We start from the raw sequence: 22,108 nt of genomic DNA on the forward strand, positions 1-22,108 counted from the left end.
TCCCCTCCCTACCCCGAAGGAAAGCCATGACCTCCGCCGCAGCCGCCGACCTCATCGCGCGCAGCAACCGCCTGGGCTCCGACCCCAAGAACACCAACTACGCCGGCGGCAACACCTCCGCCAAGGGCACCGACATCGACCCCGTCACCGGTGAGCCCGTCGAGCTGCTGTGGGTCAAGGGATCGGGCGGCGACCTCGGCACCCTCACCGAGTCGGGGCTCGCGGTGCTGCGCCTCGACCGGATGCGCGCGCTGGTGAACGTGTACCCCGGTGTCGAGCGTGAAGACGAGATGGTCGCCGCGTTCGACTACTGCCTGCACGGCAAGGGCGGGGCGGCTCCCTCGATCGACACCGCGATGCACGGGCTGGTGGATGCCGCGCACGTCGACCACCTGCACCCCGACGCCGGCATCGCGATCGCGACCGCCGCGGACGGCGAGGAGCTGACGGCGAAGATCTTCCGCGACGGCACCGGTTCACAGCGCGTGGTCTGGGTGCCGTGGCGGCGACCGGGCTTCCAGCTCGGCCTCGACATCGCCGAGATCAAGGCGCAGAACCCGCAGGCGATCGGGTGCATCCTCGGCGGGCACGGTATCACGGCGTGGGGCGACACCTCGGATGAAGCCGAGGCGAACAGCCTCTGGATCATCGAGACCGCGCAGGCATACATCGACGAGCACGGCGCGGCCGACCCCTTCGCCGGCGTGCGCGCCGGGTTCGAGGCGCTGCCCGAGACCGAGCGCCGAGCCCGCGCAGCCGCCCTGGCCCCCACGATCCGCGGCATCGCCTCGACCGACAAGCCGATGGTCGGCCATTACACCGACAGCGACGTCGTGCTCGACTTCCTGGCCTCCGAGAAGGCTCCCGCCCTCGCCGCGCTGGGCACGAGCTGCCCCGACCACTTCCTGCGCACGAAGGTCAAGCCGCTCATCCTCGACGTCCCCGCGACGGCAACGGCCGAGGAGCAGATCGCCCGCCTGCACGAGCTGCACGCCGAGTACCGCGCCGACTACCAGGCGTACTACGACGCACTCGCCGACGCGGACTCCCCGGCGATCCGCGGCGCCGACCCGCTCATCGTGCTGGTCCCGGGCGTGGGCATGTTCTCGTACGGGGCGAACAAGCAGACCGCACGCGTTGCGGGTGAGTTCTACGTCAACGCGATCAACGTCATGCGCGGCGCCGAGGCCCTCTCGACCTACGCGCCGATCTCGGATGCCGAGAAGTTCCGCATCGAGTACTGGGCGCTCGAAGAGGCCAAGCTCCAGCGGATGCCCAAGCCCAAGACCCACCAGGGGCGCATCGCGTTCGTCACGGGAGCGGCATCCGGCATCGGCAAGGCCATCGCCACCCGGCTCGCGGCCGAGGGGGCATGCGTCGTCGTCGCCGACCTCGACCTCGAGAAGGCGCAGGCCGCGGCCGCGGAGCTCGGCGGCACCGACGTCGCGATCGGCGTCGCAGCCAACGTCGCCGACGCCGACGGCGTGCAGGCCGCGATCGACGCGACGCTGCTGGCGTTCGGGGGCATCGACCTCGTCGTCAACAACGCCGGTCTGTCGCTGTCGAAGCCGCTGCTGGAGACGACCGAGAAGGACTGGGACCTTCAGCACGACGTCATGGCCAAGGGCTCCTTCCTCGTCTCCAAAGCCGCGGCGAAGGCACTCATCGAGCAGAGAATGGGCGGCGACGTCATCTACATCTCCTCGAAGAACTCCGTCTTCGCCGGCCCCAACAACATCGCCTACTCGGCGACGAAGGCCGACCAGGCCCACCAGGTGCGGCTGCTGGCGGTCGAGCTCGGCGAGCACGGCGTGCGCGTGAACGGCATCAACCCCGACGGTGTCGTGCGCGGCTCGGGCATCTTCGCCTCCGGCTGGGGCGCCAACCGCGCCGCAACCTACGGCGTCAACGAAGAAGACCTCGGCCAGTTCTACGCCAACCGCACGATCCTCAAGCGCGAGGTCGTCCCCGAGAACGTCGCCGACGCGGTGTTCGTGCTCACCGGCCCCGAGCTCTCCCGCACGACCGGCCTGCACATCCCCGTGGACTCCGGCGTCGCCGCCGCGTTCCTCCGATGAGGGCAGGCATTCGAATGCACGGCTTCGCGCCGAGTGCACGGCATCCGCACGCTCCAAGGTCGTGCACTCGGCGACAGGCCGTGCACTTGCGGGAAGGATGCCGCGCGTGAGCGCGTCAGGGAATGTGGTGGCGGTTGACCTCGGGGCCACCAGCGGGCGGGTCATCGTCGGGCATGTGGGGGCTGACGCGCTGCGCACCGAGACCGTGGCGCGGTTCGCCAACGATCCGGTGCACGCGGGCGACGGCCTCCACTGGAACCTCGTGGGGATGTACGGATCGGTACTGGGCGGCCTGCGCGAGGCCTTCCGCGCGACGCCTGAGATCGCGTCGATCGGGGTCGACTCGTGGGCGGTCGACTACGCGCTGCTGCGCGGCGGGCGGATGCTGGGCGAACCGTTCCACTATCGCGACGAGCGCACCGCCCGCGGGGTCGAGAGCGTGCACGCGCGCTTTCCGCACGCCGAGCTCTTCGAGCGGAACGGCCTGCAGTTCCTGCCGTTCAACACGCTGTACCAGCTCGCCGCTGAGGACCCGGAGGTACTCGCGTTCGCCGACACCGCCCTCCTCGTACCCGACCTCCTCGGGTACTGGCTGACCGGCGAAGCCCGCGCCGAGCAGACCAACGCGTCGACGACCGGGCTGCTGCGGGTGCTGCAGGCCTCGTGGGACGACGCCCTCGTCTCGGCGCTCGGCATCCCCCGCGGCATCCTCCCTCCGCTCATCGCCCCGGGCGATCGGCTGGGCCCGCTGCGTGCGGACGTCGCAGCGTCGATCGGGGCGCCGACCGACACGCCCGTGACTGCCGTCGGCTCGCACGACACCGCTTCGGCCGTCGTCGCCGTGCCGATGCAGCCGGATGCCGCGGCCTACATCTCGTGCGGCACGTGGGGTCTCGTGGGCGTCGAGGTCGACCACCTCGTGATGACCCGCGCCGCTCTCGAGGCGAACTTCACGAACGAGGGCGGCGTCGACGGCCGCGTGCGCCTCCTGCACAACGTCATGGGCCTGTGGGTCCTGAGCGAGGCCGTGCGGCAGTGGGAGCGCCGCGAGGGACACCGCATCGATCTGCCGACCCTGCTCGACGCCGCACGCGAGGCGGACGGCGTCGTCTTCGACGTCAACGACCCGCGTTTCCTCGCGCCCGGCGAGATGACCTCGCGCATCGACGCCTGGTGCGCCGAGCACGACGTCGCGCCGCCCCGCACGCGAGCGGAGTACACCCGGTCGATCGTCGAGTCGCTCGCACAGGCGTTCGCCGACGCCGTGGCCGACGCCGCGCGCCTCGGCCGCGTCGATGTCCGGACGATCCACATCGTCGGCGGTGGGGCGCTCAACGAGCTGCTGTGCCAGCGCACGGCCGACCGCGCCGGAATGCCGGTGCTCGCCGGCCCCGTCGAGGCGACGGCCCTCGGCAACGTCCTGGTGCAGGCCCGTGCCGCCGGTTTCGTCTCGGGGTCGCTCGAGGCGCTTCGCGACCTCGTCGCCCGCACGCACGCACCGCGTCGCTACGAGCCCCGCGCCTAGCCGCGGAGCCCGTTCGCGATACATTCGCCGGACCGGCGGTGCGGGAGTGGCCTCAGGCGGCCGCCGACACCACTCCTGCCACGCCGATCCGACGGATGTATCGGCACCACGGCCGGATCGCGTGTCAAGGGGTGCCGCGCGCGGCGACGGCGCGCGTAACGTCGCGGCCATGAGCAGCCACGACACCCCGGCCGGCGGCGCCGGCGACAGCGCGATCCCCTCCGAAGAGCCCACCGGCGACCGTCACCTCGACGATCCCAGCGCCGAGCAGTCGATCACCGATGACGCGCCCCGAGGCGGCGACGAGACCACCGAGGACGAGCTCACGGCCGACAACGCCGCCGAAGAGGACATGCTGAAGACCCTCGACCCGGGCGACCCGCCCGCCTGATCCACTTCTCCATCGAGACGGCCGGTTCCCCGCGGGACCGGCCGTTTTCGCGCTGCGCGAACCTCATCTTGTGTCCGCAATTTTGCTAGCTATTCTAGCAATCATGGAAACTTCGGCACGCCGCCGGTGGGCGGGACTCGTCTTCATCAGCATCGCCGTCGCACTCATCATCGTGGACTCGACGATCGTCAACGTCGCCGTCCCCTCGATCGTCGACGACCTCGGCATCACCTCCACTCAGGTGCAGTGGGTCCAGGAGGCGTACACCCTCGTGTTCGCCTCCCTGCTGCTCGTCTTCGGCAGCGTCGCCGATCGGGTGGGTCGACGACGGATGCTGCTGACCGGCGTCGTCGTCTTCGCGCTGGCCTCGGTCGGCGCGGCGCTCGCGTCGAGCGGTGACCTGCTCATCCTCGCCCGCTTCGTTCAGGGCGTCGGCGGCGCGATGATCCTCCCGACCACCCTCTCGCTCCTGAACGCGACGTTCCGCGGCCGCGAGCGCGGCATCGCCTTCGCCGTCTGGGGCTCGACGATCGGCGGCATGGCCGCCGTCGGGCCGCTGCTCGGCGGCTGGCTGACCACGACGTTCTCGTGGCACTGGGCCTTCGGCATCAACATCCCCCTCGGCATCCTCATCGTCGTGGGCGTCCTGCTGACGGTCGACGAGTCGCGCGGCGGCGCCGCAGGCGTCGACGTCGTCGGAGCCGTCCTGTCGGTCATCGCCATGGGCACCCTCGTGTTCGGCCTCATCGAGGGACGCACCTACGGCTGGTGGACGGTCGACCAGCGGCCCGAGCTCTTCGGTGCGTCGTGGCCGTGGGACCTCTCCCCGGTCCCGATCGCGTTCGCCGCCTCAGCCGTGACGATCGCGGTCTTCATCGCCTGGGGCGTGCGCCGTCGCCGGGTCGGCAAGCCCACTCTTCTCGCCTTCGGGCTCTTCGGCATCCCGTCGTTCCGCAACGGCAATCTCGCCGCCCTCGTCGTCGCGCTCGGCGAGTTCGGCATCATCCTGGCCCTTCCCCTGTGGCTGCAGTTCGCGCTCGGATTTGAGGCGGTCCAGACGGGCCTCGTGCTGCTCGCCCTGGCCGCGGGCTCGTTCGTCGCCAGCGGGCTCGCCGGCGCCCTGTCGGGCAAGGTCTCGCCGGTCTGGATCGTTCGCGCGGGCCTGGCCGCCGAGATCGTCGGCGTCGTCGGCGTGGCCCTCGTCATCGCCCCCGATGCGACGTGGGGCCCGCTCGTCCCGGCGCTGTTCGTCTACGGGATCGGCGTCGGCCTCGCGACGGCGCAGCTCACCGGCGTCGTCCTCGCCGATGTCCCCGTCGCCGAGGGAGGGCAGGCGTCCGGAACCCAGTCCACCGCACGCCAGCTCGGCGCCGCGCTCGGCATCGCGATCCTCGGGACCATCCTGTTCTCGACGACCTCCGGCGCCCTCACCGCCAAGCTCGACGATCGCGGCATACCCGCCGAGCAGCGCGATCAGGTCGTCAGCGCGGTCGTCGAGAGCGCGGGCGGCGCGATCGCGGGCCTCGAGGCCTCGCCGCAGACCGCCGACGTCGCGACCGACGCGAAGGCTGCCCTCTCGGACGGCACACGGGCCGCGAGCTTCGCCGCGGCGGGCTTCCTCGTGCTGGGCCTCGCGGCGACGGCATCCCTCGGCCGGGGCGCCCGCCGCGAACCGGTCGAAGCGGATGCCGCGGAGGTCACGCCTCGCGGGTGATCGTCACCGTGACGTGCAGGGCGCTTTTGTACGGGCCCGCGAAGACCCCGCGCAGCGGCGGGACGTCGTTGTAGTCTCGGCCCCGCCCGACCAGCACGTGCCGGTCGCTGATCTCGACGTTGTTAGTGGGGTCGAAGCCCTGCCAGTCACCGGCGAACCACTCGATCCACGCGTGCGACTCGCCCGTCACCGGCACGCCGACCTGAGCGTCGGGATCGGGATGCAGATAGCCCGAGACGTATCGCGCCGGGATGCCGACGCTCCGCAGAGCGCCGAGCGTGATGTGCGCGATGTCCTGGCACACGCCCGTGCGCTGGGGCCACGACTCCGCGGCGGTGGAGTGCACCCCGGTGACGCCGGGCATGTACTCGACGGCATCCCCGATCGCGATCGCGATCGCGTGGGCCGCCGGCCCCGGCTCGTCGTGCGACCCCGCGATCTCGCGCGCCAGCGCCACCACCTCCGGATGCGGCGCCGTGCGCGCCGTCTGCCCGAGCTGCTCGACCGTGTGGATCGAGCGCTCCGTCTCCGCGGCGAGCTCCTCCCACGAGATCTGCCGGTGCTCGATGGGGCGCGGCCGAACCTCGACCAGCGAGCGGGCCGTGATCGACAGCGCGTGATGCGCGGCGAGCACGTCGAACGCGGCGACCCGGGTGCCGAAGTAGTCCACGTAGTGGTTGACGGCCGTCGTCGGGTCGATGTCGAGCTGCGAACTCAGCACGAACTGGCTGTCGGTCGAGCCCGGCAGCATCCGCGCCTCGTTGTACGACGCGGCGACGTCTCCGGGATAGGTGAATCCGGTCGCGTGCTCGATGCGCAGACGCTTCACGAGGTCTCTCCAATCCAGTTCGGTTCCGCCGCCGTGGGGAAGAATCGACCGCGGATCGCTTCGGATGCCTCGCGGGTGACCTTCTGCACGTTGTCCATGTGCTCGGGCAGCTCGGAGAGGATCTCGCCGAGCGGCCGGTACTCGAGGTCGTTGCGGATACGGCCGAGGGCCCGCAGCACCGCATTGGAGTGCCCCACCCGGTCGGCGACAGGGTCGATCGCGCTCATGCACTCCTCGGCACGTTGGATCGAGTGGATGATCGAACGCGGGAAGAGACGGTCGAGCAGCAGGAACTCCGCCGCGTTGCGCGCGCTCGGCATCCCGCGGTACGTGCGCAAGTACGCCTCGTACGCACCGCAGGAGCGGAGGATCGTCGTCCACGACGGGCCGGACTCCTCCGTCAACGAGCGCGTCGCGAGCAGCCGCGCGGTCATGTCGGTGCGCTCGATCGAGCGCCCCAGCGTGAAGAACTGCCAGGCCTCGTCGCGACTCGTCGACGAGTCGGTGACCCCGACGGCGAGCGCCGCGCGCTCTCGCACCCAGTGGAAGAACTCGTGCACCTTCTCGGCGTTGAGCCGCCGCGGCATCCGCGAATAGGTGGTGTTGAGGGTCTCCCACAGCTCGGTGGACACGATCTCGCGGGCGCGGCGGGCGTTCTCGCGCGCCGACTGCAGCGAGTAGGCGATGCTCGACGGATTGGTGCGGTCGACCGCGAGCCGGGTCAGCACGTCCTGACGGGTGACGGTATCGAGCCCCTCGGGCGGGAACGACCCCATGACCGACAGGAGCGACCGGCAGGCGGTGTCCTCGTCGATCCAGGGGTCCTCGAGCAGCAGCTGCAGGTGGACGTCGAGGATGCGGGCGGTGCCGTCGCTCCGCTCGATGTAGCGTCCGATCCAGAAGAGGCTCTCGGCGATGCGGCTCAGCACGTCGCACCTCCGGCCTGCTGCTGCTGCTCCTGCTGCTCGCTCAGGCCGCCGGGGTGGTCCTGCGGCGAATGGGCCGGCTCGTCCTGCTCGTCGTAGATGATCGGGATCGCCTGCGTCGACGCCTGATCGGCGACGAGGCCGGCGAGGTTGCCCTGGCTGTACTCGACCGTGCGCGGCGCGTCACCGCCGACGACCCACGTGTCCTTCGATCCGCCGCCCTGACTGGAGTTGACGACGAGCTGCCCCTCCGGCAGCGCGACGCGCGTGAGGCCGCCCGGCAGCACCCACACCTCTTCGCCGTTGTTGACCGCGAACGGGCGCAGGTCGGCGTGGCGGGGGCGCATGCCGTCCTCGACGAGCGTGGGGATCGTCGAGAGCATGACGACGGGCTGCGCGATCCACCCGCGCGGATCGGCCAGCAGCTTCTTGCGCAGCTTCTCGAGCTCGGCGGGCGAAGCGTCCGGGCCCACGACGAGTCCTTTGCCGCCCGACCCGTCGACGGGCTTCACGACGAGCTCGTCGAGCCGGTCGAGCACCTCTTCGAGCGCGCCCGGGTCCTCGAGCCGCCAGGTGTCGACGTTCTTGAGGATGGGCTCCTCCGCGAGGTAGTACCGGATGAGGTCGGGCACGTAGGTGTAGAGCAGCTTGTCGTCGGCGACGCCGTTGCCCACGGCATTGGCGATCGTGACGTTGCCCAGGCGCGCGGCGAGCATGAGGCCCGGGGCGCCGAGCATCGAGTCGGCACGGAACTGCAGCGGGTCGAGGAAGTCGTCGTCGACTCGGCGATAGATGACGTCGACGCGCTGCGGACCCCGGGTCGTGCGCATGAACACCTTGCCGCCCGAGCAGACCAGGTCGCGGCCTTCGACGAGCTCGACGCCCATGAGTCGCGCGAGCAGCGTGTGCTCGAAGTACGCGGAGTTGTAGACGCCCGGCGTCAGCACGACGACGTTGGGGTCGTCGACTCCGGGGGGCGCGGAGGCCCGCAGGGCCTGGAGGAGCTTGTTCGGGTAGTCGCCGACGGGTCGGACCCGCATCGAGACGAACAGCTCGGGCAGGGTCTGCGCCATGACGCGGCGGTTCGAGATGACGTAGCTGACCCCCGAGGGGACGCGCACGTTGTCCTCGAGCACGCGCATCTCGCCGTGCTCGTCGCGGATGAGGTCGATGCCCGAGACCTGGATGCGCACGCCGTTGGCGGAGCGGATGCCGGCCGCCTGACGGTAGTAGTACTGCGACGAGGCGATGAGCTTCGCGGGCAGCACGCCGTCGCGGACGCAGAACTGATGTCCGTAGGCGTCGTCGAGGAAGGCCTCCAGCGCACGCACGCGCTGCTTCACGCCCGACTCGACGTGCGACCACTCGTCGTAGTCGATGACGCGGGGAACGGCATCGAGCGGGAAGGGGCGCTCCTCCCCCGCGAAGTCGAACGTGACGCCCTGCGCGAGGTACGAGCTCGCGAGCGATTCGGTGCGGCCGCGGAGCTCCTCCTGGGTCATCTGCGCGAGCGCCTGATACAGCTCGCGGTACGCCGCGCGCGAGCTGCCGGGGTCGGGCATCGTGCCCGAGACCTCGAACATCTCGTCGTACGGCGGCACCCCCGATACGGTCTTGCGCGGCGTCAGCGTCGAGCCGTATCCGTCGAAGAGGTCACCCATGGATGCGAGCCTAATCCGGGCTGTGTTGCGTCAGTATTTCCCGACCTGTTTCCCCCGCCGTGTTGACATCCGGCGCGCGGGCCGGGCCGGCGGGATCAGGCCGCGAGCACGACGCGCAGCTGCTCGATCGCCCAGTCGAGCTCGGTCGCCCGGATGACCAGCGGCGGAACCAGCACGATCGTCGCGTCGCCGACGACATCGACGAGGACGCCGCGCGCGACGAGGCGCCGGGCGACCTCGGCTGCGGTGACGACCGTCGGGTCGACGTCGACGCCCGCCCAGACCCCCGCGGTCCGGACGGCCACCGCGCCCGCCCCGACGAGGGCCTCAATGCGTCCGGCGAGATGTTCGGCGAGAGCACGGGCCCGGTTCTGCACCTCGCCCGCCTCGAGCATCTCGACCACGCGGTGCGCGATGGCGCTCGCGAGCGGAGACACGGATGCCGGGTCGGCGGCGTCACCGAGCAGCGCGCGGCCCCCGACGACGGCGCCGACGGGGACGATGCCGCCGCCGAGCGCCGGGCCGATCACACGGAGGTCGGGCGCCGCTCCCGTCCCCGCGAGCGCGACGGTGTCGCCGAGCCTGCCGAGGCCGCTGCGCGTCTCGTCGAGGATCAGGGCGATCCCGCGATCGGCGGTCGCCTGCCGTGCGGCTTCCAGGTATCCCGCGGGCGCGCCGATCACCCCCGCCGCGGCCTGCACGGGCTCGAGGACGACGGCGGCGACGGTGTCGTCGAGCGCCGCGACGAGCGCATCGATCTCGCCGAAGGGCACCACGACGGCGCCCGCTGCCGTGAGATCGGGATGCGAGCCGGCAGCGACGACGACGGCCGTCCGTTCCCCCGCGGCGAGCGTGGCGTCGACGGCTGCTCGCAGTGCGTCCCGCCCGGTGGTGGCCGGCAGCACCGCCTCAGCCCCCAGCAGCGCAGCCAGCGCGTCGGCGAATCCGTCGGCGCGGTCGTCGGCGACGACGGTGCTCGTGCTGGTCAATCGGCCCAGCTGCTCGGTGGCGACGGCGAGCAGAGCGGGATGGCGGTGCCCGAAGGTGAGCGCCGGATCGGCGGTCAGGTCGAGGTGTCGGCGCCCCTCGACGTCGGTCACCCACGCTCCCTCGCCCGTCGCGACCATGACCGGCAGGAGCGGCGGCGCTCCCGCGAGAGCGCGCTTCGCGCTGTCCATGTTGTTCGCGTCCGGCGTCGGGTGGTGGTCGGCGATCGTCATTCGGACTCCTGGCTTCGGCGGTCGCGCACGCGGCGGCGGGTCGCCGCGCGGCCGGCATCCATTCTCCCCCGGCACGCTCTGGGGCCGCTGAGGACTGCGACGACGACCCGCGGTAGCCCCCTGACCCGATTGCGCAAGGTCCTGCCCATTCGTCGTCGCGCCTGACAGGCTGGAGCCACACCACCGCGAATCGTCGAAGGAGACCCATGCAGCAGCGCACCCTCGGACCGTTCACCGTCTCGGCCATCGGCCTGGGCGGGATGCCCGTCTCGATGAACAACGACAAGCAGATCCCCGACCGGAAGGATGCCGTCGCGACGGTGCACGCCGCGCTCGACGCGGGCATCACCCTGCTCGACACCGCCGACATCTATGCCCCGAGCTGGGACACGATGGGGCACAACGAGGAGATCATGGCCGAGGCTCTGGCCACGTGGGGCGGCGACCGCTCTCAGATCGTGGTGGCGACGAAGGGCGGCATCACCCGCAGCGACGGCGAGAAGTGGGGCCGGGACGGCTCGCTCGACTACCTCCGGAAGGCGGTCGAGGCCTCGCTCCGGGCGCTCCGAGTCGACGTGATCGACCTCTACCAGTACCACCGCCCCGACCGCTGGATGGTCTACGGCGAGGTCATGGAGAACTTCAAGACCTTGCAGCAGGAGGGCAAGATCCGCGCGATCGGCATCTCCAACGCCAGCGTCGAGGAGATCGAGATCGCCCAGCAGGTGCTCGGCGAGGGCAACCTCGCGAGCGTGCAGAACGAGTTCTCGCCGCGGCATCCGGGCAGCTACGACGAGCTGCGCTACTGCGCCGACCGCGGCATCGCATTCCTCCCGTGGAGCCCCCTGGGCGGAACGGGCGGTGGCGCACGGTCGATCGGTGATCGCTTCGCGGTCTTCGGCGAGGTCGCCCGCGCCCACGACGTGAGCCCGCAGCAGGTCGTGCTCGCGTGGGAGCTGGGGCTCAGCGACACCGTCATCCCGATTCCGGGAGCGCGCCGCGCCGCGTCGATCGCCGACAGCGCGAAGGCCGTGCACCTCGAGCTCTCGGGCGACGAGCGCGCACGCCTGTCGCACTCGGTCGGCATCGACGCCTGATCCGGCGCACGCCGCTCACGGCCCGAGGCGACCTCAGGCCGTGAGCGGACGCTCGCCGACGACGGCATCCGGGTTCATGGGAATCGGCCCGTGGATGCGGGGCCGCCCGTCGACGCGCGTCACCTCGACGCCGTGGCGCGCGAGGCCCGCGACGCTGCAGTCGATCCGCAGGAGCGGCAGCCGCACGTCGGCGTAGACGGTTGCGACGACGTCGGCGACGTCGGCGGGGTCGCAGGCCCGGATGTACTCGCCCGGTTCCCACGGCACGCCCCGCGTCGCGACCTCGTACTCGCCGAACTTGCGGCTCATGCCCCAGTCATCGGCGATCGCGATGTGGCAGACGATCTCGTCCATGGCGCCTCCTTAATGAAACGCCACCGTATCATTCTGCTAGCCTGTCGTCATGCCCTCGACCGGAGATCGACGCCGAGGCCGCCCGCCCGCCCATGAACAGGCCGCGCGCGACGCCCGCATCGTCGCGATGGCGGCAGACGTCTTCGTCGAGGTCGGCTTCCACGCCGCCTCGCTCGACGCGATCGCGCAGCAGGCGGGCGTGACCAAACGCACGATCTACGAACGCATCGGCGACAAGTCGGCGCTGCTGGGCGCCGCGGTGACCGATGTGCACGGCTACCTCGATGTCGCGGCCCGCGACCTCCGGCACGCCTGCACACTCATCGCGACGGCGCTGTTCGCCGACCGCGCGATCGGCCTGCACCGCGCGGCCGTCGCGGTCGCGCTCGACGACCCCGCGGTCTCGCGTGCGTTCTACGCCGCCGGCCCGATCGCGGCGCAGCGTTACCTCGCGGCCCACCTGGACGGCGACGACCGTCGCGCCGAGCATCTGTTCGGTGCCCTGCTCGGCGAACCGCACCGTCGACGCCTCCTCGGCCTCGACCCCGAGCCGGCGGCCGCGTCGCTCGACGCCCACGTCGACGCCGTACTCGCCGCCTTCGTCTGAGGCGCCGAGCAGCGCTCAGCTCGGCTCGGCTCAGCGAGAGACGGAGGCCGGAGCGGACTCGAGCCGGTCGAGGGCGGCCGCGGCACGGGCGGCAGCCGAGCGGCGCAGGATGCCGTGGACGAGCAGCACCGTTCCCGCGCCGACGCCAACGAGCACGGGCAGGTTGAGCCCCGGCGAAAGCGCCAGCGCGATGACGGTGATCGCGAGCGCCACCGCCCCGAGCCCGATGAACAGGGCACCGAGGAGCGACTCGCGCTCGACCGACAGTCGGGCGAGGATCAGCGTGGGTGCAGCGGCTGCGTCATCCGTCATCCCGCCACGCTACCGAGACGGCACCGCGGCCGCACGTCAGATGACCGCCTCGGACCAGTCGTCGGGATTGCCGAAACGGTGCGCGGTGATCGTGATGGACTGCTCGTGCACGAAGGGCAGCAGCTCGATCCGCGCCGCGGTCGTGACCTCGTCGGCGTAGACGGCGACATCCGGGTCTCCCTCGGTCGCTGCCGCGATGGCCGTCCGCAGCTCGGCCACCGTCTCACGCGAGCCGACCAGGCGGATGCGTCCCGGTCGACGCTCGGGGGCGGCGATGCGCTGCAGCCATTCGCCGTCGGTCTCGACCGAGACCGCGATGTCGACCTCGCCGAGCGCCCGCCGGACGTCGGCGGGAAGACCGACCGGCGAGCTCAGCGTCACGGCCGATCCGGCCCGCACGCCCGCGACGAGCACGCGGAGCACCGCCTGCCAGGTCGCGTCCGACGACGCTCGCACCGCCACGTCGACCGGGCGATACCGGAACAGGTTCCGCTCGACGCCGAGGCCGGACACGTCGCGCACCTGGCCGAACTCGCGGTCCCAGGCGACGGCATCCGAGAGCGCGCCGCGCCGCAGCCATTCGAACGATTCGTAGTCGAGGGTGGGCTGGGCCGACTCGATGATGGTCGTGATGCGCGAGTCGAGACCGCGCAGATGCAGCGTGCTGGATGCCGAGCCGTTCGACGCACGCCAGGAACCGAGCCCGACGAGGTAGTTCGGTCCGCCGGCCTTCGTGCCTGCGCCCACCGACGACCGCTTCCAGCCGCCGAAGGGCTGACGCTGGACGATGGCCCCCGTGATGCCGCGGTTGACGTAGAGGTTGCCGGCCTCGACCCGGTCGAGCCAGGTCGCCAGGTCGGCGGCGTCCTGGGTGTGCAGGCCCGCGGTCAAACCGTAGGCGACCGCGTTCTGCAGTTCGATCGCCTCGTCGAGAGTGCGCGCGTGCATGACGCCGAGCACGGGTCCGAAGAACTCCTCGAGGTGCGTGCGCGACCCGGCGCTCACCCCCACCTTCACGCCCGGAGACCAGAAGCGCCCAGCGGTCGCGTCACCGAAGTCGAGGGGACGAGGCTCGACGAGCCAGCGCTCACCCTCCTCGAGTGAGGTGAGAGCCCATTCGAGCTTGCCCTGCGGCGGCTCGATCACGGGCCCGACCTCGCTGCGGGGATCGGTGGGCGGTCCGACCCGCAGCGACCGCGTGGCGTCGACGAGTTGACGCGCGAACCGCTTCGACCGCCCGACCGGCCCCACCAGGATCGCGAGCGACGCGGCGGAGCACTTCTGACCCGCATGACCGAAGGCGCTCTTGATCAGGTCGGACGCCGCCAGATCGAGGTCGGCGGAGGGCATGACGATGATCGCGTTCTTGCCGCTGGTCTCGGCAAGCAGCGGCAGCTCGGGCCGCCACGACCGGAACAGCGCCGCCGTCTCCCACGAGCCGGTGAGGATGACGCGGTCGACCGACGGGTGGGTGATGAGCCGGCGGCCGAGATCGCCCTCGTCGATGTCCACGAGCGCGAGGAGATCGCGGGGCACCCCGGCATCCCACAGCGCCTCGGCGACGACCGCCGCACAGCGACGGGCCTGCGGAGCGGGCTTGAAGACGACGCCCGATCCGGCGGCGAGGGCCGCGAGCACGCCGCCGGCGGGGATGGCGAGCGGGAAGTTCCACGGCGGAGCGACCACCGTGACCGACGCCGGCTCGAAGACGGCGCCGCTGACCCGATCGAGCTCGCGCGCCGTCGCGGCGTAGTAGGCGGCGAAGTCGACCGCTTCGCTGACCTCGACGTCGGCTTCGGCCAGCACCTTGCCGGTCTCGGATGCGGCGACCTCGATGAGCTCGGCCCGACGTGATTCGAGTGCGCGCGAGGCGGCGAGCAGCACCGCACTGCGGTCGGCCGCGGCCATCGAGCCCCAGGCGGATGCCGCCGATCCCACACGCGCCACGATTCCATCGAGCTCTCCCGCGTCATCGACCCGGGCGGCGGCGATCGTCTCGTCACCGGCCGTGCTGCCCTCGATCCGCGACAGGATGCCGCGGGCCCACTCCCGGTTGACGGCGAGCGCGGGGTCGGAGTCGGGAGTGTTGGCGAACCCGGGCGCTCCGAGCGCCGGGGCCCGGCGCGTCTCGCGCGGGGCGTAGACGGCGGTCTCGACGAAGTGCTCGCCGCCGAACAGGACATCGTCGGGCTCGCCCAGAGCCGTGGTCTCGTCGGAACGGCCCGCGGCGTCGGCGATGCCGAGCACCGCCTGCGTCAGCCCGTCGTCGCCCTCGGCGGGGTCGCGCGTGATGCGTTGCGGCGCGATGGGCCGCAACGACATCGTGCGGTCCTGCGTGCGGTTCGGCCCGCTGGGCAGGGCCGGGTCGGCCGCGCGCTCGAGGGAGGCGAGGAACCGATCGCGTTCGCGCTCGAACAGGCTCTCGTCGGTCGCGAGGTCGAACGCCGCCGAGAGGAAGTTCTCGCTCGAGGCGTTCTCCTCGAGCCGCCGCACCAGGTAGCTGATGGCGACGTCGAACTCGTCGGGGCGGACGACCGGGACGTACAGCAGCACGTGGCCCACGTCGGCCGTGACCGCGGCGACCTGACCCTGCGCCATGCCGAGGAGCATCTCGATCTCGATGTCGTCGCGCACACCGCGCTCGCCGGCGAGCAGCCAGGCGTAGGCGATGTCGAAGAGGTTGTGCCCGGCGACGCCGAGCCGCACCGCGGCGCTCCGCTCGGGGCGCAGGGCACGGTCGAGGCACCGCAGGTACATCGCGTCGGCGTCGAGCTTGCTCGCGTGGGTCGCCAGCGGCCAGCCGTGGATCGTGGCGTCCACGCGCTCCATCGCGAGGTTCGCGCCCTTGACCAGCCGCACCTTGATGCGGCTCCCGCCGGCGGCGACGCGGGCCTGCGCCCAGGCGGTCAGCTCGTCGAGGGCGTCGGCGGCGTCGGGCAGATAGGCCTGCAGCACGATCCCGGCCTCGAGCCCCCGCAGCCGCTCGTCCTCGAGGATGCGCGTGAAGACGGCGATCGTGAGATCGAGGTCGCGGTACTCCTCCATGTCGAGGTTGATGAAGGTGCCGTCCTCAGCCGCGCTCAGGTAGAGCGGCAGCAGCCGCTCGACGACATCGGCGACGACCTCGTCGAACGCCCACATCGAGATGCGGCTGACGATCGCCGAGACCTTCACCGAGACGTAGTCGACGTCGGGCCGGCGGATCAGCTCGTGGATGCCGTCGAGCCGGCGGCGTGCTTCGTCCTCGCCGAGCACCGCCTCGCCGAGGAGATTGAGGTTGAGGCGGGCCCCGGACTCGCGGATGCGGGCGATGGCGGGGCCGAGCTTGTGCGGTCGCGCGTCGACGACCAGGTGCCCGACCATCTCCCGCAGCGCCGTCCGCGCGATCGGCACGACGGGGGTCGGCAGCACGGGAGCCACGGCGCCGCCGATGCGCACGGCGCCGCGGAGATACCAGGGCAGGAACTCCGGGACCAGCGGGGCGACGTGGTGCAGTCGGGTCGCCGCGGCGGTCACGCTCTCGGGTCGCATGACGCCGTCGACGAACCCGATCGTGAACGGCAGTCCGTTCGGGTCGCGAAGGACTCCCGCGAGGCGCTGCGCTGCGGCATCCGCGGGGAAATCGGCCGACGTGTGCACCCATTTCTGGGCCAGGTCCACCGCCTGATGGGCGAGGGAATCGTCGGCGGGGAAGCCCGGCGGGGTGGTGCCGGACGAAACGGTGTCGGACATGCCGTCAGCCTATGTCGCAAGCGCTCTCGAAGGGCGGCGCCTCGCCCGGGGATCACTCCCAGACGCTGGGCGCCTCGGCACGCGTCGACGGCAGAGCGGTCGCCGCAGCCCACTCGGTCATCCACGGCTCGAGCTCGGGCAGATCGTCGCGCCGGCCGAGCACCGCGAACAGCTCGTCGAGCGGCACGATGCCGCCCGTGCGACGCAGGAACCGCGAACGCACCAGCATCTCGGCGTAGACCTCGCCGCGGACGACCGCACGATGCACCATGTACACCGACTTGTCGTCGTGTCCGTGCAGGCGCGTCTCGATCGTGAAGCGCTGCCAGAGGTTCAGCGACTTCCGGAAGGTGATCGTGCTGCTCGCGACGACGCCGTACCAGCCCTTCTCCTGGAAGGTGTCCCAGATGCCGTTGCGCACCAGCAGGTCGAACCGGCCGAGGTCGAACAGCGAGGCGTACCGCCCGTTGTTCATGTGCCCGAGCAGATCGATGTCGGTGGGCAGCGTCCGGAGCTTCACCCGGCCGACCGCCATGAGCGGCCGCGGGCCGTTCCTGCGCAGCTGTCGCTTCGCTCGCCAGATCGTCAGCAGGGTCCGGAGCCACACGTTCACGAGGGCCGACGCTATCGGATGCCCCATGCCCCCACCCGCATCCGTTGTGCGCCTTCCACAACTCCGCGCCCGCCGCCCCGCGCGCAGGAACGGAGAATCGCGCGAACATCGGAGGATCTCGCGGGATCCGTCCGACGTACGCGCGATTCTCCGACGTACGCGACGCGCGGTCAGGCGCGGGCGGTGTCGAGCACGATCACCGCCCACGACAGCGCGGGCAGGGTCGCTCGCAGCGTGCCCTCGTCGAGTCCGACGCCGCGCAGCGGCACGAGGCCGACGGCGTCCTGGTCGTGCTCGGTGTTGGCCGACCGCCGGTCGCCGCCCTCGGGCACCGTCAGCACCTCGGCCGAGACGACGCCCGACGCGCCCAGCCCGCGCAGCTCGAGCGACACCTCGGTCTCGGACTCGAGCGAGCGATTGGCGACGAACAGCGCGACGCGGCCGGTCGCCTCGTCCCACGTCGCGGCCGCGTCGACGACATCCACGTCGCCGAACTTCGCCGTCGGCGTCTGATCGGAGTCGATCGCGAGCCGCAGCACGCGCCCCTGCGCCAGCTGCGACATGCGGGCGAACGGCCAGAAGATCGACTGCCGCCAGGCCGGTCCGCCCTCCTCCGAGCGGATGGGTGCGATCACGTTGACCAGCTGCGCCTGGTTGGCGATGCGCACGCGGTCGCCGTGGCGCAGCAGGCTGTGCAGGAAGGTCCCGACCACGACGGCGTCGGTGACGTTGTAGGTGTCCTCGATGAGGCGCGGGTGGGCGCGCCACTCCTTCGACGCCGAGACGATGTGCGGCTGGTCCTCGGTGTCGAGGCCCCGCTGGTACCAGACGTTCCACTCGTCGAACGAGATGTCGACCTGCTTGCGATGCTTGCCCGCAGCCTTGACCGCGTCGATCGTCGAGACGACGCCGTCGATGAAGGCGTCCATGTCGACGGCCTCGGCGAGGAAGGATGCCGCGTCCCCGCCGTCCTCCTGGTAGTAGGCGTGCATCGAGATGTAGTCGACCTCGTCGTACGCGTGCGTGAGGACCGTGTGCTCCCACGAGCCGAAGGTCGGCATCTGCCGGTTCGACGATCCCACCGCCACGAGCTCGATGTCGGGGTCGACCAGGCGCATCGCCTTCGCCGTCTCCTGCGCGAGCCGGCCGTACTCGTGCGCGGTCTTGTGGCCGATCTGCCACGGGCCGTCGAGCTCGTTGCCGAGGCACCAGAGGCGGATGTCGAAGGGCGCTGCGGCCCCGTTGCGGCGACGCAGGTCCGACCAGTACGTACCGCCGGCGTGGTTCGCGTACTCGACGAGCGCGCGGGCCTCGTCGACACCGCGCGTGCCGAGGTTGACCGCCTCCATGACCTCGACCTCGGCCTCGCGCGCCCAGTCGACGAACTCGTGGAGCCCGAACGCGTTGGTCTCGACCGTGTGCCAGGCGCCATCGAGCCGGTGCGGACGGTCGGCGACCGGCCCGACGCCGTCCTCCCAGTTGTAGCCCGAGACGAAGTTGCCGCCGGGGTAGCGGATCACGGTGGCGCCCAGCTCCTTCACGAGCGAGAGCACGTCGCGACGGAAGCCGCGTTCGTCGGCCTGCGGGTGACCCGGCTCGTAGATGCCGGTGTAGACGCAGCGGCCCATGTGCTCGACGAACGAGCCGAAGAGGCGGCGCGGCACGTCGGCCACGGTGAAGTCGCGATCGAGGACGATGCGGGCGCGGGGCATGATGCTCCTGTTCTTTCGGGGTGAGGGGATGCGGACGACGCGTGCCGGGCGGCGCCGGTCACTGACCGCCGAAGCCGGTCGTGGCGACGCCGCGGACGATCTGCTTCTGGAACACCAGGAAGACGATGATCAGCGGCACCGAGGCGAGGACGGCCTGGGCCATGACCTGCGCGTACTGCACGCCGTAGGCGCTGATCACGGTCTGGAGTCCCACCGGCAGGGTCATGAGGGTCGTGTCGTTGATGATGAGGAACGGCCAGAGGAAGTTGTTCCACGCGCCGATGAACACGAAGATCGCGACGGCACCGAGGATGGGCCGCGACAGCGGCAGCACGATCGACCAGAACACCCGGAAGCGCCCGGCGCCGTCGACCCGCGCGGCATCCTCGAGCTCGATGGGCACCTGGTCGAAGAACTTCTTGAGGATGAACACCATCGCCGGCGCGACGACCTGCGGCAGGATCAGGCCCCACGGGGTGTCGACGAGGTTGAAGGCGAGCATCTCGTAGAACAGCGGGATGATCAGCACCTGCGGCGGGATGACGATCGAGGCGATGACCGCGCCGTAGAAGAACTTCTTGCCGCGGAACTCGAGCCGTGAGAACGCGTACGCGGCCACGGCCGAGATCGCGACGGTGAGCAGGGTGATCACGGCGGACGTCCAGAGGCTGTTGCCGGCCCAGACCCACACGTTGCCCTGCGAGAGGATCGAGGTGAAGGCCTCCGTCGTGGGCCCGCTCTCGCCGATCCAGCCGCCGGCGCCGGAGGCGGCATCCGTCTCGGTCTTGAAGGCGGTCGCGACCGCCCAGAGGAACGGCAGCAGCCACCCGATCGCCAGGAGGGCGAGCGCGACGAACGCGACGATGTTGAGCGCGCTGAACCGGCGCTGACCGGGTTTGCGGCTCCGCGGATCGGGGCCGACCCCGGGCGCGACGACGGCGCGCGTGGCCGTGGAGCTGGCGGTGGCGGCGCTCATGAGTGCTCCTTCCGGCGACGGGTGGCGAGGGCCTGAATGACGCCGATCAGCACGATCACGGCGAAGAAGACGTACGAGATCGCCGCCGAGTAGCCGAAGCGGTACCCGACGAACCCGGATTCGTAGATGTACTGGACGATCGAGCGGGTCGTCTCGCTCGCGATGCCTCCGAGCATCTGGTACGCCTGGTCGAACAGCTTCAGCGACGCCAGCACCTGCAGGATGACGATGAGCACGGTGACCTGGCCCAGCTGCGGGATCGTGATCGAGAAGAGCTTGCGCCACTCCCCCGCGCCGTCGATGGACGCCGCTTCGTACTGCGTCTCGGGGATGTTCTGGAGGGCCGCGAGGTAGAGCAGGAAGTTGAAGCCGATCGTCCACCACACCGTCGCGACGACGATCGCGAGCATGTTGGTGTCGGGGTTCTGCAGCCACGCGATCGGCTCGAGACCGAACGCCTCCAGGATGCCGTTGGCCGCGCCGATCTGCGGGTTGAAGATCCACACCCAGATCTGCGAGATCACCGTGGAGGCGAGCAGATAGGGCATGAAGAACGACAGCCGCCAGAGCCACTGTCCGGGCAGTCCGCGCTGCACGAGCAGAGCCATGACCAGGGCGAGGACGACCAGCGGCACGGTCGAGAGCACCGTGAACCAGGCGGTGTTGCCGAGCGATCGCCACATGACGGGGTCGCCGAGCGCCTCGACGTAGTTCGCGATGCCGATGAACGACCCGCCGGCGCCCGTCAGCGACTGGTCGGTGAAGCTCAGGTAGAGCCCGTGCAGCAGCGGCCAGACGAGGAAGAGGAGGAAGGCGGCGAGGAACGGCGCGAGGAAGGTCCAGGCGATGCGCTGCTCGCCGCGGTCGCCGGCGTGCCGGCGTCGCCCCGCGCGGTCGCCGGTGACGATCGTGCGCGTCGCAGCGGTGTCGGCGAGTCCGGCGCGGCCGGATCCGGTGTCGAGGGTCATGCGCGGGCTCCGTCCGGTGCGGCGGGGTTCGGCGTCTGCAGGCGCAGGTCGACGCCCGCGCGGAAGCGGGAGACCGCTGCGGCCGGATCGGCGCCCTGCAGCAGGACGTTCTGCACCGCGGCGCCGAAGTCGGCCTGGAAGCGCGAGCCCGATCCGGTGAACCAGGCCGGCGGGTCGTATCGGACGAGCTCGGCGGCCTCGGCGTAGTGCGCCTGCGGCAGCAGATCGGCGTAGGCGGGCGACTGCGTCACGGGAAGATACGCGGGGATGTGGCCGGCCCCGGCCCAGTCGAACGAGCCCTTCAGGATGTCGGCGACGAAGCGGTAGACCAGGTCGCGGGTCTCCTCGTCGGGCGCGCTCTGGTGCGGCAGGGTGAACGAGTGCGAGTCGGCGTAGACCGACGGGGTGCCGAAGACGGCCGGGATGATCGCGGCGTCGATCGGCAGGTTCTGCTGCTGCATCGAGCGCAGCTCCCAGACGCCCGTGAGGAAGAGCCCGCTGCGCCCGGTCGCGAACTCGGCGATCGCGCTCTGGTAGTCGGCGCTGCGCGACGCGATCTCGTCGTCGAGGAGCTGCTGCATGAAGGTCAGCGCCGCGACCGCGGCATCCTCATCGATCTCCGCTTTGCCGCCCTCGGGAAGCTCGATCTCGAGCCCGTGCTGCGTGTAGAGCGTATAGAAGAGGCGCCACATCTGCGCGCCGTCGCCGAGATAGCCGAAGGACAGCCCGTGAGACTCCGACACGGCCGCTACGGCTCGCCCGAGCTCGAGGAAGTCCTCGGGCGAGGTGATCGGCAGCAGCTTGCCGTCGCTGTCGAGAACCCCCGCCTCGGCGCAGATGTCGGTGTTGTACATCAGGATGAACGGGTGGGCGTCGAGTGCGACGCTGTAGAGGTCGTCGCCGATGAAGCCCTTGCGCCAGATCGCGTCGGTGAAGGTGCTCGCGTCGACGCCGAGGTCGGCCAGCCGCCCGGTGTCCCAGGTGTCGAGCAGCCCGCCCGGCGCGTAGCCGACGACGCGCGAGGCATGCATGACCGAGACGTCCGGCGCCCGCCCGCCCGCGGCCGCCATCGCGAGCTTGGTGTAGTACGGCTCACCCCACGCGAGCACCGTCGGACGCACGCGATAGTCGGACTGCGCGGCGTTGACGCCGTCGATGAGCCCGGACATGGTCACGCCGTCGGCGCCGGAGAGCAGGTGCCAGAACTGGAGGGTGCGGGCGCCCGTGGCGCCGGGGAGACCGGCGCACGAGGCGAGGAAGGCGGTTCCGGCGAGGGCTGCGGCTCCCGTGAGGAATCGCCGTCTGCTGAGTTCTATGGGTGGGGCCATCGGTCACTCCTTTGTGACGGCACGACATCGTGACAACCAGGGACCCTCATACTTTTACATCGATG

18 protein-coding genes are annotated in these 22,108 nt (G+C 71.0%); 6 read left to right on the forward strand and 12 right to left on the reverse strand.

The features are described from left to right. The first annotated feature begins 26 nt into the window (after positions 1 to 26). The 4 genes from ABIC53_RS10340 (at position 27) to ABIC53_RS10355 (ending at position 5,708) form a co-directional block, all read left to right on the forward strand. Complete coding sequence (locus tag ABIC53_RS10340) at positions 27 to 2,078, forward strand: bifunctional aldolase/short-chain dehydrogenase (RefSeq protein WP_354451362.1); 2,052 nt, start codon at positions 27 to 29, stop codon at positions 2,076 to 2,078. 97 nt (positions 2,079 to 2,175) lie between these two features. Beyond that, positions 2,176 to 3,603, forward strand: a complete 1,428-nt coding sequence (locus tag ABIC53_RS10345) for a rhamnulokinase (RefSeq protein ID WP_502915522.1) — start codon at positions 2,176 to 2,178, stop codon at positions 3,601 to 3,603. 169 nt (positions 3,604 to 3,772) lie between these two features. Continuing rightward, entirely contained in the window at positions 3,773 to 3,994 is a 222-nt protein-coding gene (locus ABIC53_RS10350; protein WP_112616291.1) for a hypothetical protein, read from the forward strand. 103 nt (positions 3,995 to 4,097) lie between these two features. Continuing rightward, entirely contained in the window at positions 4,098 to 5,708 is a 1,611-nt protein-coding gene (locus ABIC53_RS10355; protein ID WP_354451366.1) for a DHA2 family efflux MFS transporter permease subunit, read from the forward strand. Here the strand turns inward: ABIC53_RS10355 and ABIC53_RS10360 are convergent. From ABIC53_RS10360 to ABIC53_RS10375, 4 genes are all read right to left on the reverse strand, one after another. After that, positions 5,692 to 6,537 carry a transglutaminase family protein gene (locus tag ABIC53_RS10360; protein WP_354451368.1) on the reverse strand — a complete coding sequence of 282 codons (846 nt, stop codon included), beginning with the start codon at positions 6,535 to 6,537 and terminating at the stop codon, positions 5,692 to 5,694. The two genes, ABIC53_RS10355 and ABIC53_RS10360, sit on opposite strands and share 17 nt — an antisense overlap. Further along, positions 6,534 to 7,466: an alpha-E domain-containing protein gene (locus tag ABIC53_RS10365; protein WP_112616285.1), complete on the reverse strand. Its 933-nt coding sequence runs from the start codon at positions 7,464 to 7,466 to the stop codon at positions 6,534 to 6,536. The genes ABIC53_RS10360 and ABIC53_RS10365 overlap by 4 nt, the downstream gene beginning before the upstream one ends. Further along, on the reverse strand, positions 7,460 to 9,124 hold the full coding sequence (locus ABIC53_RS10370; RefSeq protein WP_354451371.1) for a circularly permuted type 2 ATP-grasp protein: 1,665 nt from the start codon (positions 9,122 to 9,124) through the stop codon (positions 7,460 to 7,462). The genes ABIC53_RS10365 and ABIC53_RS10370 overlap by 7 nt, the downstream gene beginning before the upstream one ends. Before the next feature lie 95 nt (positions 9,125 to 9,219). Next, positions 9,220 to 10,344 (reverse strand): aminotransferase class III-fold pyridoxal phosphate-dependent enzyme, encoded by a 1,125-nt coding sequence (locus ABIC53_RS10375; RefSeq protein ID WP_354451373.1) that lies wholly within the window; start codon positions 10,342 to 10,344, stop codon positions 9,220 to 9,222. A 206-nt stretch (positions 10,345 to 10,550) separates the two neighbouring features. On the opposite strand from ABIC53_RS10375, the gene ABIC53_RS10380 reads away from it, so the two are divergent. Beyond that, positions 10,551 to 11,441, forward strand: coding sequence for an aldo/keto reductase (locus tag ABIC53_RS10380; RefSeq protein ID WP_354451375.1), 891 nt, complete (start codon positions 10,551 to 10,553; stop codon positions 11,439 to 11,441). A 33-nt stretch (positions 11,442 to 11,474) separates the two neighbouring features. On the opposite strand, the gene ABIC53_RS10385 is transcribed toward ABIC53_RS10380, so the two are convergent. After that, complete coding sequence (locus ABIC53_RS10385; protein WP_274178296.1) at positions 11,475 to 11,795, reverse strand: DUF952 domain-containing protein; 321 nt, start codon at positions 11,793 to 11,795, stop codon at positions 11,475 to 11,477. 49 nt (positions 11,796 to 11,844) lie between these two features. Here ABIC53_RS10385 and ABIC53_RS10390 point away from each other — a divergent pair, with 49 nt between their 5' ends. Next, positions 11,845 to 12,402, forward strand: a complete 558-nt coding sequence (locus tag ABIC53_RS10390; protein ID WP_354451377.1) for a TetR/AcrR family transcriptional regulator — start codon at positions 11,845 to 11,847, stop codon at positions 12,400 to 12,402. Between the two features lie 30 nt (positions 12,403 to 12,432). Here ABIC53_RS10390 and ABIC53_RS10395 read toward each other — a convergent pair whose 3' ends face one another. The 7 genes from ABIC53_RS10395 to ABIC53_RS10425 all read right to left on the reverse strand — a co-directional run bounded on the left by ABIC53_RS10395 (position 12,433) and on the right by ABIC53_RS10425 (position 22,043). Then, the gene (locus ABIC53_RS10395) at positions 12,433 to 12,714 is read right to left on the reverse strand and encodes a hypothetical protein (protein WP_354451379.1); all 282 of its coding nucleotides are present in this window, start codon (positions 12,712 to 12,714) and stop codon (positions 12,433 to 12,435) included. Between the two features lie 36 nt (positions 12,715 to 12,750). Continuing rightward, on the reverse strand, positions 12,751 to 16,446 hold the full coding sequence (locus tag ABIC53_RS10400) for a proline dehydrogenase family protein (RefSeq protein WP_354451381.1): 3,696 nt from the start codon (positions 16,444 to 16,446) through the stop codon (positions 12,751 to 12,753). A gap of 52 nt (positions 16,447 to 16,498) precedes the next feature. Next, entirely contained in the window at positions 16,499 to 17,059 is a 561-nt protein-coding gene (locus ABIC53_RS10405; RefSeq protein ID WP_112616269.1) for an acyl-CoA thioesterase, read from the reverse strand. 170 nt (positions 17,060 to 17,229) lie between these two features. Next, the gene (gene arfA / locus ABIC53_RS10410; RefSeq protein WP_114589100.1) at positions 17,230 to 18,771 is read right to left on the reverse strand and encodes an arabinosylfuranosidase ArfA; all 1,542 of its coding nucleotides are present in this window, start codon (positions 18,769 to 18,771) and stop codon (positions 17,230 to 17,232) included. A 58-nt stretch (positions 18,772 to 18,829) separates the two neighbouring features. Next, positions 18,830 to 19,747, reverse strand: coding sequence for a carbohydrate ABC transporter permease (locus ABIC53_RS10415; protein ID WP_354451383.1), 918 nt, complete (start codon positions 19,745 to 19,747; stop codon positions 18,830 to 18,832). Then, on the reverse strand, positions 19,744 to 20,715 hold the full coding sequence (locus tag ABIC53_RS10420) for a carbohydrate ABC transporter permease (RefSeq protein WP_274178291.1): 972 nt from the start codon (positions 20,713 to 20,715) through the stop codon (positions 19,744 to 19,746). Before ABIC53_RS10420 ends, ABIC53_RS10415 begins: the two co-directional genes overlap by 4 nt. After that, complete coding sequence (locus ABIC53_RS10425) at positions 20,712 to 22,043, reverse strand: extracellular solute-binding protein (protein ID WP_112616261.1); 1,332 nt, start codon at positions 22,041 to 22,043, stop codon at positions 20,712 to 20,714. Before ABIC53_RS10425 ends, ABIC53_RS10420 begins: the two co-directional genes overlap by 4 nt. Between the last annotated feature and the right edge of the window lie 65 nt (positions 22,044 to 22,108).

This window comes from Microbacterium sp. 1262, from assembly GCF_040544895.1.
In the GTDB taxonomy this organism is placed as follows: domain Bacteria; phylum Actinomycetota; class Actinomycetes; order Actinomycetales; family Microbacteriaceae; genus Microbacterium; species Microbacterium plantarum.